This is a genomic window from Sphingomonas sp. Leaf22 (assembly GCF_001421715.1).
Taxonomy (GTDB): Bacteria; Pseudomonadota; Alphaproteobacteria; order Sphingomonadales; family Sphingomonadaceae; genus Sphingomonas.
Genome location: NZ_LMKP01000021.1, coordinates 41,227 through 55,886, shown reverse-complemented (window position 1 = coordinate 55,886; position 14,660 = coordinate 41,227). Strand labels below are relative to the sequence as shown.

9 protein-coding genes and 1 pseudogene are annotated in these 14,660 nt (G+C 66.1%); 7 read left to right on the top strand and 3 right to left on the bottom strand.

Features of this window, described 5'->3' with window-relative positions:
• Positions 1-216: 216 nt before the first annotated feature.
• The 3 genes and pseudogenes from ASE70_RS10660 to ASE70_RS10650 all read right to left on the bottom strand — a co-directional run bounded on the left by ASE70_RS10660 (position 217) and on the right by ASE70_RS10650 (position 2,719).
• Entirely contained in the window at positions 217-1,221 is a 1,005-nt protein-coding gene (locus ASE70_RS10660; RefSeq protein WP_056504563.1) for an IS110 family transposase, read from the bottom strand.
• Positions 1,222-1,379: 158 nt separating this feature from the next.
• A pseudogene (locus ASE70_RS19870) lies at positions 1,380-1,548 on the bottom strand (IS110 family transposase); the annotation flags it as partial.
• Between the two features lie 253 nt (positions 1,549-1,801).
• The gene (locus ASE70_RS10650) at positions 1,802-2,719 is read right to left on the bottom strand and encodes a LysR family transcriptional regulator (protein WP_056625297.1); all 918 of its coding nucleotides are present in this window, start codon (positions 2,717-2,719) and stop codon (positions 1,802-1,804) included.
• A 172-nt stretch (positions 2,720-2,891) separates the two neighbouring features.
• Between ASE70_RS10650 and ASE70_RS10645 the strand changes: the two genes are divergently transcribed.
• From ASE70_RS10645 to ASE70_RS10615, 7 genes are all read left to right on the top strand, one after another.
• The gene (locus ASE70_RS10645; RefSeq protein WP_055998402.1) at positions 2,892-5,924 is read left to right on the top strand and encodes a TonB-dependent receptor plug domain-containing protein; all 3,033 of its coding nucleotides are present in this window, start codon (positions 2,892-2,894) and stop codon (positions 5,922-5,924) included.
• Positions 5,925-5,996: 72 nt separating this feature from the next.
• Entirely contained in the window at positions 5,997-7,292 is a 1,296-nt protein-coding gene (locus ASE70_RS10640; RefSeq protein WP_056504546.1) for a CitMHS family transporter, read from the top strand.
• Positions 7,292-8,662 carry an acyclic terpene utilization AtuA family protein gene (locus ASE70_RS10635; protein WP_056504543.1) on the top strand — a complete coding sequence of 457 codons (1,371 nt, stop codon included), beginning with the start codon at positions 7,292-7,294 and terminating at the stop codon, positions 8,660-8,662. The genes ASE70_RS10640 and ASE70_RS10635 overlap by 1 nt, the downstream gene beginning before the upstream one ends.
• On the top strand, positions 8,649-8,957 hold the full coding sequence (locus tag ASE70_RS10630; RefSeq protein WP_055998393.1) for an AtuA-related protein: 309 nt from the start codon (positions 8,649-8,651) through the stop codon (positions 8,955-8,957). Before ASE70_RS10635 ends, ASE70_RS10630 begins: the two co-directional genes overlap by 14 nt.
• Entirely contained in the window at positions 8,954-10,921 is a 1,968-nt protein-coding gene (locus ASE70_RS20195; RefSeq protein WP_056504540.1) for an alpha/beta hydrolase domain-containing protein, read from the top strand. The genes ASE70_RS10630 and ASE70_RS20195 overlap by 4 nt, the downstream gene beginning before the upstream one ends.
• A complete protein-coding gene (locus ASE70_RS10620) occupies positions 10,908-12,419 on the top strand; it encodes a tannase/feruloyl esterase family alpha/beta hydrolase (RefSeq protein ID WP_056504538.1) in 1,512 nt (503 codons plus the stop codon). The genes ASE70_RS20195 and ASE70_RS10620 overlap by 14 nt, the downstream gene beginning before the upstream one ends.
• Positions 12,416-14,638, top strand: a complete 2,223-nt coding sequence (locus tag ASE70_RS10615) for a glycoside hydrolase family 3 C-terminal domain-containing protein (protein ID WP_235519807.1) — start codon at positions 12,416-12,418, stop codon at positions 14,636-14,638. Before ASE70_RS10620 ends, ASE70_RS10615 begins: the two co-directional genes overlap by 4 nt.
• Positions 14,639-14,660 lie beyond the last annotated feature (22 nt).

Sequence of the window (14,660 nt, the reverse complement as noted above, 5' to 3'; positions counted from 1 at the left end):
GAGCTTGAACTCGCGGCTGAACTTCCGTCGTTGCATCTCCATCCTCCGGTTCCGAAAAACACCTTATCTCGGTGTCCACGAAACCGGCAGCAGCTCACATCCTCAAAGACCGACATGCATCGTGTGGAGAGCGGTTCGCGTTAGACTGACAGCACCCATCGCATCGCTCTCGCAACCTCGTGAAGCTGATCTCCTTTGTTTGAGCCAGCTAAATCATCAAGCCGCCAGCCTGGGCTGGTGCCCGGCCCGGTATGTTTCGCCTCGCGCCATGATGGCCCAGGCCACCCGAGCGGTGTGGTTCGCCATCGCGACAGTGGCCACCCGTACAGGCTTGCGCGCGAGCAAAGCCACGAGCCGCGGATCGGCGGTCTCCGGCTTTCGCTTCACGCCTTTGATCAGCGACGTCATTCCGACGACGAGTAGCGTACGCAGATACTTGTCGCCCATCTTGGAGATCCGCCCAAGCCTCTCTTTGCCGCCACTCGAATGCTGCCGCGGCGTCAGGCCTAACCAGGCGGCGAACTCCCGCCCTGAGCGGAACTGGCTCGCGTCGGTGACCGACGCGGCTAACGCTGTTGCCCCGATCGGACCGATGCCAGGGATCGACATGAGGCGACGGGCTGTGTCGTTTGTCCGCTGCCAGGCGAGGAGATCCAGATCGATCTCCCGAAGCTGCGCATGGGTATCGAGCGCCTGTTGCGACAATCTTCCAGCGATCTTTGCCGCTTCCCTCGGCACGGGCATCTCCAACGCCAGACGAATGCCTTGAGGAATGTTGATGCCGAACTCGGCAAGCAGTGCCCGCACCATGTTGACGAGCTGCGTCCGTTGCTTGACCAGCAGGTCGCGCGCCCGATGCATTGACAAGGCTGCTTGCTGCTCCGGCGACTTCACCGGCACAAACCGCATCGTCGGACGCGTCACTGCCTCGCAGATCGCTTCCGCATCAGCTGCGTCGGTCTTGCCGCGCTTCACATAGGGTTTGACATACGCTGCCGGCATCTGTCGGATATCGTGGCCAAGCTTGATCAGCTCGCGAGCCCAATGATGCGCCGTGCCGCACGCCTCCATGCCGACAAGACAAGGTGGCAAACTTGCAAAGAAGGGTAGAAGCTGCGCGCGACGCAGCGTCCTTCTGACAACCACGTTGTCGTCCGCATCGATACCGTGAACTTGGAAAACGTTCTTGGCCAGATCAAGGCCGATCGTGCTAATCTCCATGACGGGTGGCTCCCATATGCTCGTGAATGCCTGATAGCCTTCACACCATGGCACCTCGATGCCGTGAGCGGGAGCCATCCACCCCATTCGTTCAGATTGCTAAGGCGATCGACCCTCCGCCACTGGATCATCACCGACGGCCGCGGCGAACGGCATANCCGTGCCGCACGCCTCCATGCCGACAAGACAAGGTGGCAAACTTGCAAAGAAGGGTAGAAGCTGCGCGCGACGCAGCGTCCTTCTGACAACCACGTTGCCGTCCGCATCGATACCGTGAACTTGGAAAACGTTCTTGGCCAGATCAAGGCCGATCGTGCTAATCTCCATGACGGGTGGCTCCCATATGCTCGTGAATGCCTGATAGCCTTCACACCATGGCACCTCGATGCCGTGAGCGGGAGCCATCCACCCCATTCGTTCATTTAAAGGGGCAGGGTCGTCCCACGTCAGGATGCTGTTAGCTCAACCATCACGATGTAATTATCCCGCATAGGGATCTGGCTGTGGGCAGCGCCGTCACGAGCGACCTTTATATCCGTAAGCGTCGGCGTATCGGTCAAATGGGTGTAGAATGGAGATTTTAGCGTTCCCTTGGAACGAGTTGCCCGTCGCGATGAAGCGACCTGCAATGCGACAGGAAGGCGGCGGCGGCCGGCGATAGCGAACGGTGGCGCAAATATGCGATACCGATCTTGCGCTCGACTATCGGCCCCTCCAGCGGGCGCCAGGCAACCGCAGGGTTCGCAAGCATAGTGATCGTAGAGTGAGGCAACACGGTCACGCCTAACCCGGCGGCAAGCAGGCCGCCCATCGTCACCAATTGCGAAACTTCGTACAAGGGGCGGACCGAGATCCCGGCGCGCAGCAGCGCGGCGTCGGACATGACCCGTACGCTGCTGCTGGTCGCCATTGCCAGAAAGGGTGCGTCCGCAAGCGTCGACCACGGCGCTTCACCCGGAACGTCGAATCGCGATCCCGACTGGAATGCAAGGACGCAGCGATCGGACAATAGCGGCTCGAACCGGTAATCGGGTTCGTCCGTCTCAGTAACGAAGGCCAGATCGATCTGGCCGTCTCGAAGCTGGCGGTATAGCTTGCCGGCGATGTCGTCGCGGATCACGATGTCGACCGACGGGCTGCGCGCGATGTAGTCCCGGATGGCGCGCGGCAAGGAAGCGGCGGCGAAGGACGGCAGCGCGCCGATCACGATCCGCCCGCGCATGCCGGTCAGATCCTTCGATAGCGTGGCGAATGCATGATCGAAGTCCGCGATCAGCCGCTCGACCGTTGGCACCAGTATCGTACCCGCGCTCGTCAGTTCGACCCGGCGTGAACTGCGATCGAACAGACGGACGCCCAGATCCTCTTCCATCAACCGGATCGTCCGGCTGAGTGCCGGTTGCGAAAGGTTCGCTGACCGGGCGGCTTCGCTGAAGCTGCGCGTGCGGGCGACCGCCATGAACAGTCGCAGCGTCGTCAGGCTGGGGGTACGGTTCATCCGGTCCTCTCCATTCATCCATCAGCTTTACGTATCAATCGATGCCAACATTCTATTTTTATAATCATATCGAACGATTGATAAACCGTCGAGCGGACGAAGCCGGCGCCAAGAGCCGGACCATCCGACAAGAGCCGATGTCCAGTCGGCCGTCCTCACAGGGGAGGTTTCCATGCAAGGTCGCAAGACTCGTTTCACGCGCATCAGCCTGACCGCCTTGGCGCTCGGGCTCACATCGCCGGCCATCGCCGGCACATCGGTCATCGGCGGGCAGGATGGCTCCGCCGGCCAGCAGGCGCCTACGATCGATCCCGCGCAGACGAGCAGCGCGCAGGACCCGGCAGCCGGTGCGAGCAGCACGGGATCGCTTAACGCCCCGACCGGGGTTGCGGGAGACGCTGGCGACGATGTCGATCAGCAGGGCGCGCTGTCGAACGATGCCCGGACCGGCGAAGGCGCCGATATCGTCGTAACCGGTACGAATATCTCGGGCGTGAAGGCGGTTGGTAGCGAGGCGGTAACGCTGACGCGCGAGACGATCATCGCCAGCGGTGTCGCGTCGGTCGCCGACGCGGTCAACACCCTGCCGCAGGTTCGCAATCTCGGCGATTTCCGCGAAGGCGGAACGCAGGGGTCGTATAATTCGCAACAGGGATCGGCAATCAACCTGCGCGGATTGGGTGCACAGGCGACGCTGACGTTGGTTGATGGCCACCGGGTGGTCGGTACCGGCGCTGCCTCGAACTTTACCGAGGCCAATCAGGTGCCCATCGCCGCCGTCGCTCGGATTGAGGTGATCGCCGATGGCGCATCGGCCATCTATGGCTCGGACGCGGTGGCAGGCGTGGTCAATTTCGTGCTGCGCAAGGATTTCGACGGGATCGAAGCATCGAACCGCGTGACGAACCAGTCGGGCGGGTTCCAGATTCAGCCGTCGATCACCGCCGGCACGACGTGGAGTGGTCTAGGCGGCCTCGGCGCGGGCAACGTGCTGGTCAGTTACGAATATACCCATCGCGACCCGTTCCTGCGCGCGAAGAACCGCTTCCTGTTCAGCGACCTGCGGCCGTTCGGCGGACCCGACAACCGGCTGAACGGCACGACTGCCACGCTGGCGGGCCCCGCCAATATCTATGTCCAGAATGCCGACGGATCGCAGAATCCGGTGCTGCCGCGAGCCGGCTTTTATACCTACTACGGGCTGCCGCAGGGGGCGAATGTCGCCCTGACGCCGGGCGACCTACTGGTCAATCAGCCGAACCTGACCGACAATGCCTATTATAACGACTATACCGGGCGGCTGGACCGGCATCAGGTGTCGCTGTTCGCCAACCAGGAATTCGGACCCTCGATCGAGGCGTTCGTACAGGGGACCTATTCCAACCGGCACACCTTCTCGCGCTCGCCGGCATCGGCGGTGCAGAATGTGACGTTGTCGCCGTTCCTGTTCGACGCAGGCGGCGCGGTGACGGCGACGCGCAATCCCTATTATATCGCAGGCATCCCGGGCGTCGCGGCGAACGCGCCGCTGAACGTGCAGTATAGCGCGCTAAAGGATATCGGTTCGAGCAACTTCGACAACCGGTCCGAAACCTATTCGATCACCGCCGGAGCGCGGGTGAAGCTGCCATGGAGTTGGCGCGCGGAGGGTTATTACACCTATGGTCGCGACGAGGCGTGCAATTATTGCCAGAGCGGGACCAACATCAATCCCAATGCCCTGCAATATCAGATCAATCTGGGCGCGATCAATCCGCTAAGCGCGCTGGCGCTGACGCCCGCGCAGTTGGCCACCATCGCCGGCGACAATGTCCAGCGTAGCGGCAACGGCTTGGACAATGCGCTGGTCAAGTTCGACGGCCCGCTGTTCGCGGTCCCGGCGGGCAGCGTGCGCGCTGCGTTCGGTGGTGAGCGCAACAAGCAGTACAACTTCAACATCAACGGCGCGAACCGCAGCGCCACCAACCAGTTTCTGCTCGACACCACCGCCGACAACAGCCGCCTGTCGCGAACGATCTGGTCGGCATTCGGAGAACTCTATGTCCCGCTGATCGGCGAGGAGATGGGCATCCCGCTTATCAAGAGCCTGACTATCGACGCCGCCATCCGGTACGACGATTATTCGGACGTCGGTTCGACCTCCAACCCCAAGATCGGCGGGACGTGGGTGGTGAGCGACATCCTCAGCCTGCGAGGGTCATGGGGCACGTCGTTCCGGGCCCCGTCGCTGCCCGACGTGAACTTGTTCTCCTATTCGGCGGTGGGCGGTTTCGCCTTCTCGAACAACGATCCGCGGGTCGTGAACGGGGCAGGGCCCGGCTTCACCAATATCGGCGTGGTTGTCGGATCAAACCCCGAATTGCAGCCGGAGAAGGCGACCAACTGGTCGGTCGGCGGCAACCTGAAGCTCGGCGACTTCACCGCAGAGGCGACCTATTACAATATCCGCTATACCGGCCGCATACAGCAACCCAATTCGATCGCAGCGTTCCAGGCGGGCGCCTATCCCGGCTATAACGGATACAGCCAGTTCATTCTGCCGATCGCCAACCCGAGCGGTTGCGTGAACACTGATCCGGCAACCTTCGATCCGGTGCTGCGCACCTATCTTAGCCGCACGCTGCTCTATGGTACGCTGCCCAATCCGTGTGCGGTCAACGTGCTGATCGACGGGCGCAATGCCAATCTGGCCGCGACCCGGCAGGACGGCCTGGATGCGTCGATAAACTACCTGCACAAGTTCGACGCGTTGACCGTGAACGCGTCGGCGGCGGTCAGCTGGACGATCAGCAACGAGGAACAGGTCGTTGCCGGCGCGCCGTTCGTCGACCGGCTCGGCTTCTACAACTCGCCGACCGAATGGCGCGGACGCGGCTCGCTCGGGCTGCTCTATCGCGGGGTCAGCGCCAATGCGTTCGTCAACTATATCGGTTCCTATTTGAACGATTTGGCGCTGGGCCCGATCGGCCAGTCGATCCCGCCGCAAAAGGTCGATGCATGGACGACGGTCGACCTGACGCTCGGCTATGCCGCCGATCTGAAGGATGCCGGTACCCCGTTCAGCGGGTTTCGCACGTCGCTCACCATCCTCAATCTATTCGACCGCGACCCACCGATCGCGATCACGTCAAACGGCGCGTTCAACGGCGCCTATTCGAACCCGTTCGGACGGACGGCGACGATGCAGGTCACGTTCAATTTTTAGATACTTGTCGTTGCACCGCGATCGCCTCCACGATGCAGGCGACCAGTTCAAACCAGAAACGGGGTCGGGGGGATGTTGGCACTAACCGGACTGGCGGCGATCGCGGCGTTGCTCGCGGCGATCCTGTCCAATCGCCTATCGCCGCTGGTCGCGCTGATCCTGATCCCGGTCGGGGCGGCGCTGCTGGTCGGCATGGGCGATCAGGTGCCGGCGTTCATCCTGACAGGGCTGGGCAAGATCGCACCGGTGGCGGGGATGTTCATCTTCGCCATCCTGTTCTTCGGAGTGATGACCGATGCCGGACTGCTGGCACCACTGGTCGGGTTCGTTGTGCGGCTGGTCGGGGAAAGCCCGGAACGGATCGCCCTCGGTACCGCGATGCTGGCGCTGCTCATCCATCTCGACGGGTCGGGCGCCGTGTGCTTCCTCGTCACCATCCCGGCGCTCCGCCCGGTCTATGACCGGATCGGAATGGACCGCCGGGTGCTGGCCTGCACCGCATCGATGGCGGCGGGCGTCAATTTCCTGCCGTGGACCGGGCCGACCCTGCGCGCTTCCGCGTCGCTCGGCGTACCGACATCGACGCTGTTCACGCCGATGATCGGGGTGCAGCTGGTCGGGCTGGTGTTCGTCGGAGCAGCATCGTGGTGGCTGGGGCGGCGCGAGCGGGTGCGGCTGACCGGATCACCGGCATTCGATGCCGGCGATGCCGTACATGCGCCCGCCCCGCCGGCGGCCGCGCCGGTCCATGGCTGGCGCTTCATGGTGAATGTCGTCCTGACCCTCGCGGTCGTCGGCACGATGATATCGGGGCTGGTCGAACCGGTCGTCGTCTTCATGATCGGTACCGCGCTGGCACTGCTGGTCAATTATCCCGGTGCCAAGGCACAGCGCGAGCGGATCGACGCGCACGCCCATGCTGCACTGCTGATGGCGAGCATCCTGCTGGCGGCGGGCGTGTTCACCGGCGTGATGACCGGTTCGGGCATGATCGGCGCGATGGCGGCAGCGGGCGCGGGCCATTTGCCGGCGGCCGTCGGCGGGCATCTCGCCGCTATCCTCGCCGTGGTGGCGATGCCGCTCAGCCTCGTCTTCGATCCCGATTCCTTCTATTTTGGGGTGCTGCCAGTGATCTCGGAAATGGGTGCCGGCTTCGGCATCCGCCCCGAAGAGATCGGCCGCGCCGCGCTGTTAGGGCAGATGACGACAGGCTTTCCTATTAGCCCGCTGACGCCCGCCACCTTCCTCGTCGCGGGGTTGAGCGGGATCGAACTGGGCGCACACCAAAGGTTCGCGATCCCATGGCTGTTCGCCGCCAGTCTGGTGATGACCGTCGCCGCGCTGCTGATCGGGGTGATCCCGCTATGATGAGCGAGCGACCGCAACGGCATTTCGTGCGGATCGGGGCGGGGTCTGGCTTTGCCGGCGACCGGATCGAACCCGCCATCGAACTGGTCGAACGGGGCGAGCTCGACTTCCTCGTCTTCGAATGCCTTGCCGAACGCACCATCGCGCTTGCGCAGGAACGGTTACAGGCCGATCCGGCGGACGGGTTCGACCCGATGCTGATCGAACGGATGCGGCGCGTCCTGCCCGCCGCCGCCGCGCAGGGCGTCAGGATTATCACCAACGCCGGCGCGGCGAACCCGATCGCCGCCGCCCATGCCGTCGCCCGCGTCGCCCGCGAACTAGGCCTCCCCGACCTGCGGATCGGCGCAGTTACCGGCGACGATGTGCTGGCGGTGCTGGCGGATAGCGACCCGCCGCTGATCGACGGGGCGGGGACGGTCGCCACGCTGCGCGACCGGATGGTGTCGGCCAACGCCTATCTGGGGGCGGACGGCATCGTCGCCGCGCTCGATACCGGGGCCGACATCGTCATCACCGGGCGGGTCGGCGATCCGTCGCTGTTCCTTGCACCCATGATCCACCGCTTCGGCTGGTCGCCCGACGACTGGGACCGGATCGGGCGCGGCACGCTGGTCGGGCACCTGCTCGAATGCGCCGGGCAGTTGACCGGCGGCTACTTCGCCGATCCGGGGCGCAAGGACGTGGCGGGCCTCGCCCGGCTCGGTTTCCCCTTCGCCGATGTCGATGCGAATGGCGATGCGCTGCTCGGCAAGGTCGCGGGGTCAGGCGGGCTGTTGTCGGTCGCCACCTGCACCGAACAACTGCTCTACGAGATTCTCGACCCCGCCGCCTATCTCCAGGCCGACGTTACCGCCGATTTCCGCCGGGTGCGCTTCGAACAGGTCGCGACCGACCAGGTCGCGGTATCGGGCGGCGCCGGGCGGACACGGCCGGCGTCGCTGAAGGTATCGATCGGATACGACGACGGCTTCATCGGCGAGGGGCAGATTTCCTATGCGGGCCCCGGCGCGGTTGCGCGCGCGAGGCTGGCGCTCGACATCGTACGCGAACGACTGGCGCTGACCGGCGCGGACATCCGCGAGATCCGCTGCGACGTCATAGGGCTCGACGCTGTGACACGGACGGCGGACGACCATGCTGACGGCGGCGGCGAGGTTCGCGCGCGGATCGTCGGACGCAGCCCGAGTGCGGCCGGCGCCCGGGCGATCGGCGCGGAGGTCGAGGCGCTCTATACCAACGGGCCGTTCGGCGGCGGCGGGGTCAGCCGCGGCATCCGCCGGGTGGTCGCCATCGCGTCCTGTCTGATCCCCCGCGACGCGACCGCGGCCAAGGTGCATATCGTGGAGGCCGGCGATGCGGCTGCGTGATCTGGCCCATGTCCGCACCGGCGACAAAGGCGATATCTCGCAGATCTCGGTCATCGCCTATCGCGCGGCCGACTATCCACGGATCGCGCGGGCGCTGGATGCGGCACGGGTCGGTGCAGCGCTGAGCGTGGCCGCCGGATCGGTCCGCCGCTACGATTTGCCGCAGCTAGGCGCGCTGAATTTCGTGCTGGAGGGGGCATTGAGCGGCGGCGTCACCCGTTCGCTGGCGCTCGACGCCCATGGCAAGACGCTGGGCGCGCATCTCCTCGCCTTAGAGATCGGGGATGACGCATGAGGGGCGCGGGCTGGCTGGCGCTGACGCTGATCGTCTTGCCGACCATCGCCGAGGCGCGGGTGACGCGGATCGTGGTCGAGCGCAGCGAAGCGGCGGGCAACGGCTTCACTATGCTGCGTGGCCGCTATGAGGGCGAACTCGACCCCCGCGATCCGCACAACCGCATCATCACCGACCTGTCGGCGGCGCCGCGCACCGCACGCGGGACGGTGGCCTATAGCGCGACCTTCGCGATCGTCCGGCCGAACGATCCGGCGCGGGCCAGCGGCGTGCTGTTCTACGACGTGCCCAATCGTGGCAACGCCCGGATCGAACCGGACCCCGCCGGTCATATCCGGGTCGTCAGCGGCTGGCAGGGCGATATCGCGCCGCAGCCGGGGGTACAGACCGCGACGGTGCCGATCGCCGCCGGACTAACCGGGCCGGTCCTGCAACGCTTCGTCGGCGTCGCGGCAGGCAGCGCGAGCGTGCCGATCGTCGGTGGCATCGTCCGCCCGGTCGCGCGCCCGCTGCCGGTGTCACTCGACACCCGCGCGGCGCGGTTGTGGACGCAGACAGCCGACAGCGCCCCGCTGGTCCCGGTCGCAGCGGGTGACTGGGCATTCGCAGACTGTCGTACCCGCCCTTTTCCGGGGACGCCGGACCCTCGGCAGCTCTGCGTGCGGGGCGGTTTCGTCGCGGACCGGGCCTATACGCTGCTGTATACGGGACGCGATCCGCAGGTGCTGGGTATCGGTTTTGCGGCGGTACGCGATCTGGTCGCGTTCCTGCGGCACGGATCGCGCGACGATCATGGTACCGCCAATCCGGTCGCCGGTCTCGTCCGCTGGCCGATCGTTACCGGCACGTCGCAATCGGGCAATTTCGTCAAAAGCTTCCTGCATCTGGGCTTCAATGCCGATGAATCCCGGCGCCGGGTATTTGACGGCGCCAACCCAGATATCGCCGCACGGCAGGTGCCGCTCAACATCCGCTTCGCCGTGCCAGGCGGTGCCGCCGACCTGTTCGAACTGGGCAGCGAAGGTGCGCTGTGGTGGAGCCGCTACCGTGATCGCACGCGCGGGCGCGGTACCTCCAGCCTGCTCGACCGGTGCCGCGCGAGCAACACCTGTCCAAAGATCGTCGAGACGATCGGGTCGGCTGAAATCTGGGGCTTGCGCCTGTCGCCGGGACTGGTCGGCACCGATGCCCGCCGCGACCTGCCGCTGCCGGCCGATGTCCGGCGCTATTACTTCGGATCGGTCACCCATGGCGGGTCGCAGCACGGCGGCTTTCCGTTGACCGGTGAAGTGATCCCGCCGGGCTATCCGCCTTGCGCGCTGCCGCTAAACCCGGTTCGGACCGCCGATATACGCCGGGCCTTGCTCGCCCGGCTGGTCGAATGGGTCCGCAACGATCGTGCGCCACCCGACAGTCGCTATCCGACGATCGCCGCCGGCACGCTCGTGCCGCCCGATGCTGCGGCGATGGGGTGGCCGGCGATACCGGGCGTGCCGTTGCCGCAGACCGCGCTGAACCGCATGCCCGATTACGACGTCGGGCCGCAGTTCCGCTATGTCGATGAAAGCGGCGTGGCGTCGCGCCAGCCACCACGCGTCCGCCAAATCCTGCCGGCCCGCGTGCCGCGCGTCGACAGCGACGGGAACGAGGTCGGGGGTGTCCCGCTGGTTGCGCTGGCGGTGCCGATCGGTACCTATACCGGGTGGAACGTCCGCACCGCCGGCTATGGTCGTGGCGGGTCGTGCGGCTTTATCGGCGGCTTCGTGCCCTTCGCCCGAACCGAGGCGGAGCGGCGGCAGCGCGGCGATCCGCGTCCGTCGCTGACGGCACGATATCGCGACCATGCAGGCTTCGTCGCACAGGTCCGCGCCGTTGCGTGGCGGCAGGTACGCGATGGCTGGCTGCTGCCCGAGGATGCCGCCCGCACCATCGCCGAGGCGGAGGCCAGCGATGTCCTGCGCTGACCCTTTCCGCCTTGCCGGTATCGCCACGGCGATCGCGGCACTGCTGGTCGGATCGGTCGATGCGACCGCCCGATCCTGTGCCGCGCTGGTGGGACGGGGAACGACGGTTACCGAGGCCGACGGTATCTGCCGGGTAAGTGGCGTGCTGCGGCCGGTCGCCGGGTCTCGGATCGGGTATCAGCTGTGGTTGCCGCCGCATACCACGTGGAGCGGGCGCATGGTGATGCTCGGCAACGGCGGCTATTCGTCGCGGCTGCCGCTGACGGCAATGACCGAGCAACTGGCGCGGGGTGCGGCGGTAGTCGCGACCGATACCGGTCATGACGGCGACGATCCTAATTTTGCGCTGGGGCGACCGCAAGCGATCGTCGACTGGGGCTGGCGCGCGGTGCATGTGAGCGCGGTTGCCGCCCGTCGCGTCACCACGCGCTATTATGGCCGCGCGCCGCGCTACCGTTATTTCAACGGCTGTTCGACCGGCGGGCATCAGGCGCTGATGGAGGCGCAGCGCTTTCCAAGTGATTTCGATGGGATCGTTGCGGGCGCGCCGGGCGCGGCGCGGGTCCGGTTGAATGCCGCGTTCCTGTGGCAATATCGCGCCAACCATGCAGCGGGCGACGACGCCCGCGCGATCCTCGGCCAGCGCGAACTGGCGTTGCTGCAACAGGGGGCGCTGGCGGCCTGTCGCACCAACAACGGTTCTGCCGCGGGCGGCCTTGCCGGCGATGCATGGCTGAACGATCCCGCCGCCTGCCGGTTCGATCCCGGTGTCCTGGCGTGCGAACCCGGCCGGGTCGAACCGTGCCTGTCTGCCGAACAGGTCGCCGCCGCTCGCCGGATGTATCGCGGCGCAGTCGACCCGCGCAGCGGCGCGCGGGTCACCAATCCGTGGCTGCCGGGCAGCGAAGCGGGCTGGGCCGCCTATCTGTCCGATGGCGGGCGACCGCAGCCGGCGCGGACCAGCTTCTGGCGAGTCTGGGCCTTCGCCAATCCGGCATGGTCGTGGTGGCGGTTCGATTTCGGCCGCGACCTCGATCACGTTCTTCACACACTGTCGTCGGTGATCGATGCGGTCGACCCGAACCTTGCGCGCTTCCGCGCGTCCGGAGGCAAGCTGCTCCACTATCACGGGCTGGCCGATCCGGTGGTGTCGCCTCTTGATTCCTCGCAATATCATGCTGCCGTCGCCGCCCGCATGCCGACTACCGACTGGTATCGCCTGTTCCTTGCCCCGGGCATGGGCCATTGCGGCGGTGGTCCGGGCTTCACGCGCTTCGATTCGCAGCAGGCGATCGAGGCGTGGGTCGAACAGGGACGCCCGCCCGATCGGCTGATCGCCCGCCCGACCGATCCGTCGGCGGACGCCACCCGCCCGCTCTGCCCCCACCCGGTGCGAGCCGTCCATATCGGCGGCGACCCGGAGCATGCCGACAGCTTCGCCTGCCGCCGCACGACCGGCACGACCCAGAACAAAAGAATAAGGGAGAAGACCGCTTGAAACCCCTGCTGCCCCTTGTCGCGGGTATCGCGCTCGTCGCGTCGGTGCCGATGGCGGCCGTCGCCCAGCCGGCTCCGGTTGCGACCGGCCCATGGATGGATGTGCGCCGGCCGACCGAGGCACGCGTCGCCGCGCTGCTGGCGGCGATGACATCCGAGGAGAAGCTGACGCTGATCTTCGGCCAGTTCGCGACCGACTTTCCCCCGAAGCAGTTCACGGCCCCGGCCGGCGCGCGCGAAGGGTCAGCGGGCTATGTCCCCGGCATCCCCCGGCTCGGCATCCCGGCACAGTGGCAGGCCGATGCCGGGATCGGCGTCGCTAGCCAGGGCGGGGCCAAGCGCAAGCGCGAACGGACCGCGCTCCCCTCCGGCCTCGCTACCGCCGCCACCTGGAACCCCGAACTCGCCAAACGCGGTGGGGCGATGATCGGCGCGGAAGCCTATGCCTCGGGTTTTAACGTGCTGCTCGGCGGCAGCGTCAACCTGACGCGTGAACCGCGCAACGGCCGCAATTTCGAATATGCCGGCGAAGACCCGCTGCTCGCGGGCACGATGGCGGGAGCGCAGATCGCCGGCATCCAGTCGCAGCACGTCATCTCGACAATGAAGCATTTTGCGCTGAACGATCAGGAGACCGATCGCAACGCCGGCAATGCCGTGATCGATCCTAAGGCGGCACACTTGTCCGACCTCCTCGCCTTCGAAATCGCAATGGAGCGCGGCGATCCGGGCGCGGTGATGTGCGCCTATAACCGCGTCAACGGCCCCTTCTCGTGCGAGAATCCGTGGCTGTTGACCAAGGTGCTGCGCGATGATTGGGGCTTCAAGGGCTATGTCATGTCCGACTGGGGCGCGACCCATTCGACTGAGGCGGCATCGGCGGCGGGGCTCGACCAGCAATCCGGCTATCCCTTCGACGTGAAGCCGTTCTTCGGCGAGGATATGCGCCACGCCATCGCCGACGGGCGGGTGCCGCCCGCACGGATCGACGCGATGGTCGGGCGCATCCTCTATGCAATGCTGCGTCACGGCCTGTTCGACCATCCGGTGACCGCCGCACCGTTCGACCTGCCCGCCGACATGCTGGCGCGCAATGGTGCAATCAGTCGCGCCGATGCGGCAGAGGCGATCGTGCTGCTCAAGAACAGCGGCAACGTCCTGCCGCTGGCGGCGAGTGCGAAGCGGATCGTCGTCATCGGTGGCCATGCGGACAAGGGCGTGCTGGCAGGTGGCGGATCGTCGCTGGTCTACCCAAAGGGCGGCAATGCCGTTCCGGGGCTGCAACCTACCTTCTGGCCGGGGCCGATCATGTACTATCCGTCCTCGCCGCTGGAGGCGCTGCGCCGCCGTCTGCCCGGCGCGACGATCGATTTCGTCGACGGTACCGACCAAGCGGCGGCGGCGGCCGCTGCGGCACAGGCCGACCTCGCGATCGTCTTCGCGACGCAATGGGCGGGGGAAGCGTTCGATGTGTCGCTGACATTGGCCGATAACCAGGACGCGCTGATCGATGCGGTGGCGGGTGCCAACCGGCGCACCGTAGTCGTGCTCGAAAACGGCGGGCCGGTGCTGACCCCCTGGGCACCGCGTGTCGCCGGCATCCTCACCGCATGGTATTCGGGGACGGAGGGCGGGGAGGCGATCGCCGACGTGCTGACCGGGCGGGTCAATCCGTCGGGCCACCTGCCGATGACCTTCCCCGCCAGCCTCGATCAACTGCCCCATCCCCAGCCACCAGCAAAGGGAGAGTTCCGCTATAACGAAGGGGCGACGGTCGGCTATAAATGGTTCGATGCGAAGGGGCTGACCCCGGCCTTCGCCTTTGGCCACGGTCTGTCCTACACCGACTTCCGCTACAGCGACCTGACCCTGACCGCAAAGAACGGCGCGATCGAGGCGCAGTTCAAGGTCGCGAACACCGGCCGCGTCGCCGGCAAGGCGGTGGCACAGCTCTATGCCGCCGCTTCGGGCTGGGAGGCACCGCGCCGCCTCGCCGGCTTCGCCAAGGTCGATCTGGCTCCCCGCCAGAGTCGCACGGTCAGCATCGCCATCGATCCGCGATCGGTGTCCGATTACGACGTTGCGCAAAGCTGCTGGCGTCCGACGACCGGCCGCATCGGCTTCATCCTCGGCGGATCGTCCGCCGACCGCGCCGTACAGACCAATCTGGACCTTCCTGCCGCTGCGCTGAAGGGCGCACGGCTCTGCCCCGCTTCCTGACATCGCGTAACTTGAGGGAAAC

Excerpts from the sequence above, each read along its gene's own strand:
- ASE70_RS10660 (WP_056504563.1), bottom strand. The coding sequence starts at position 1,221 with ATGGAGATTAGCACGATCGGCCTTGATCTGGCCAAGAACGTTTTCCAA.
- ASE70_RS20195 (WP_056504540.1), top strand. The coding sequence starts at position 8,954 with ATGAGGGGCGCGGGCTGGCTGGCGCTGACGCTGATCGTCTTGCCGACC.
- ASE70_RS10620 (WP_056504538.1), top strand. The coding sequence starts at position 10,908 with ATGTCCTGCGCTGACCCTTTCCGCCTTGCCGGTATCGCCACGGCGATC.
- ASE70_RS10640 (WP_056504546.1), top strand. The coding sequence starts at position 5,997 with ATGTTGGCACTAACCGGACTGGCGGCGATCGCGGCGTTGCTCGCGGCG.
- ASE70_RS10635 (WP_056504543.1), top strand. The coding sequence starts at position 7,292 with ATGAGCGAGCGACCGCAACGGCATTTCGTGCGGATCGGGGCGGGGTCT.
- ASE70_RS10650 (WP_056625297.1), bottom strand. The coding sequence starts at position 2,719 with ATGAACCGTACCCCCAGCCTGACGACGCTGCGACTGTTCATGGCGGTC.
- ASE70_RS10630 (WP_055998393.1), top strand. The coding sequence starts at position 8,649 with ATGCGGCTGCGTGATCTGGCCCATGTCCGCACCGGCGACAAAGGCGAT.
- ASE70_RS10645 (WP_055998402.1), top strand. The coding sequence starts at position 2,892 with ATGCAAGGTCGCAAGACTCGTTTCACGCGCATCAGCCTGACCGCCTTG.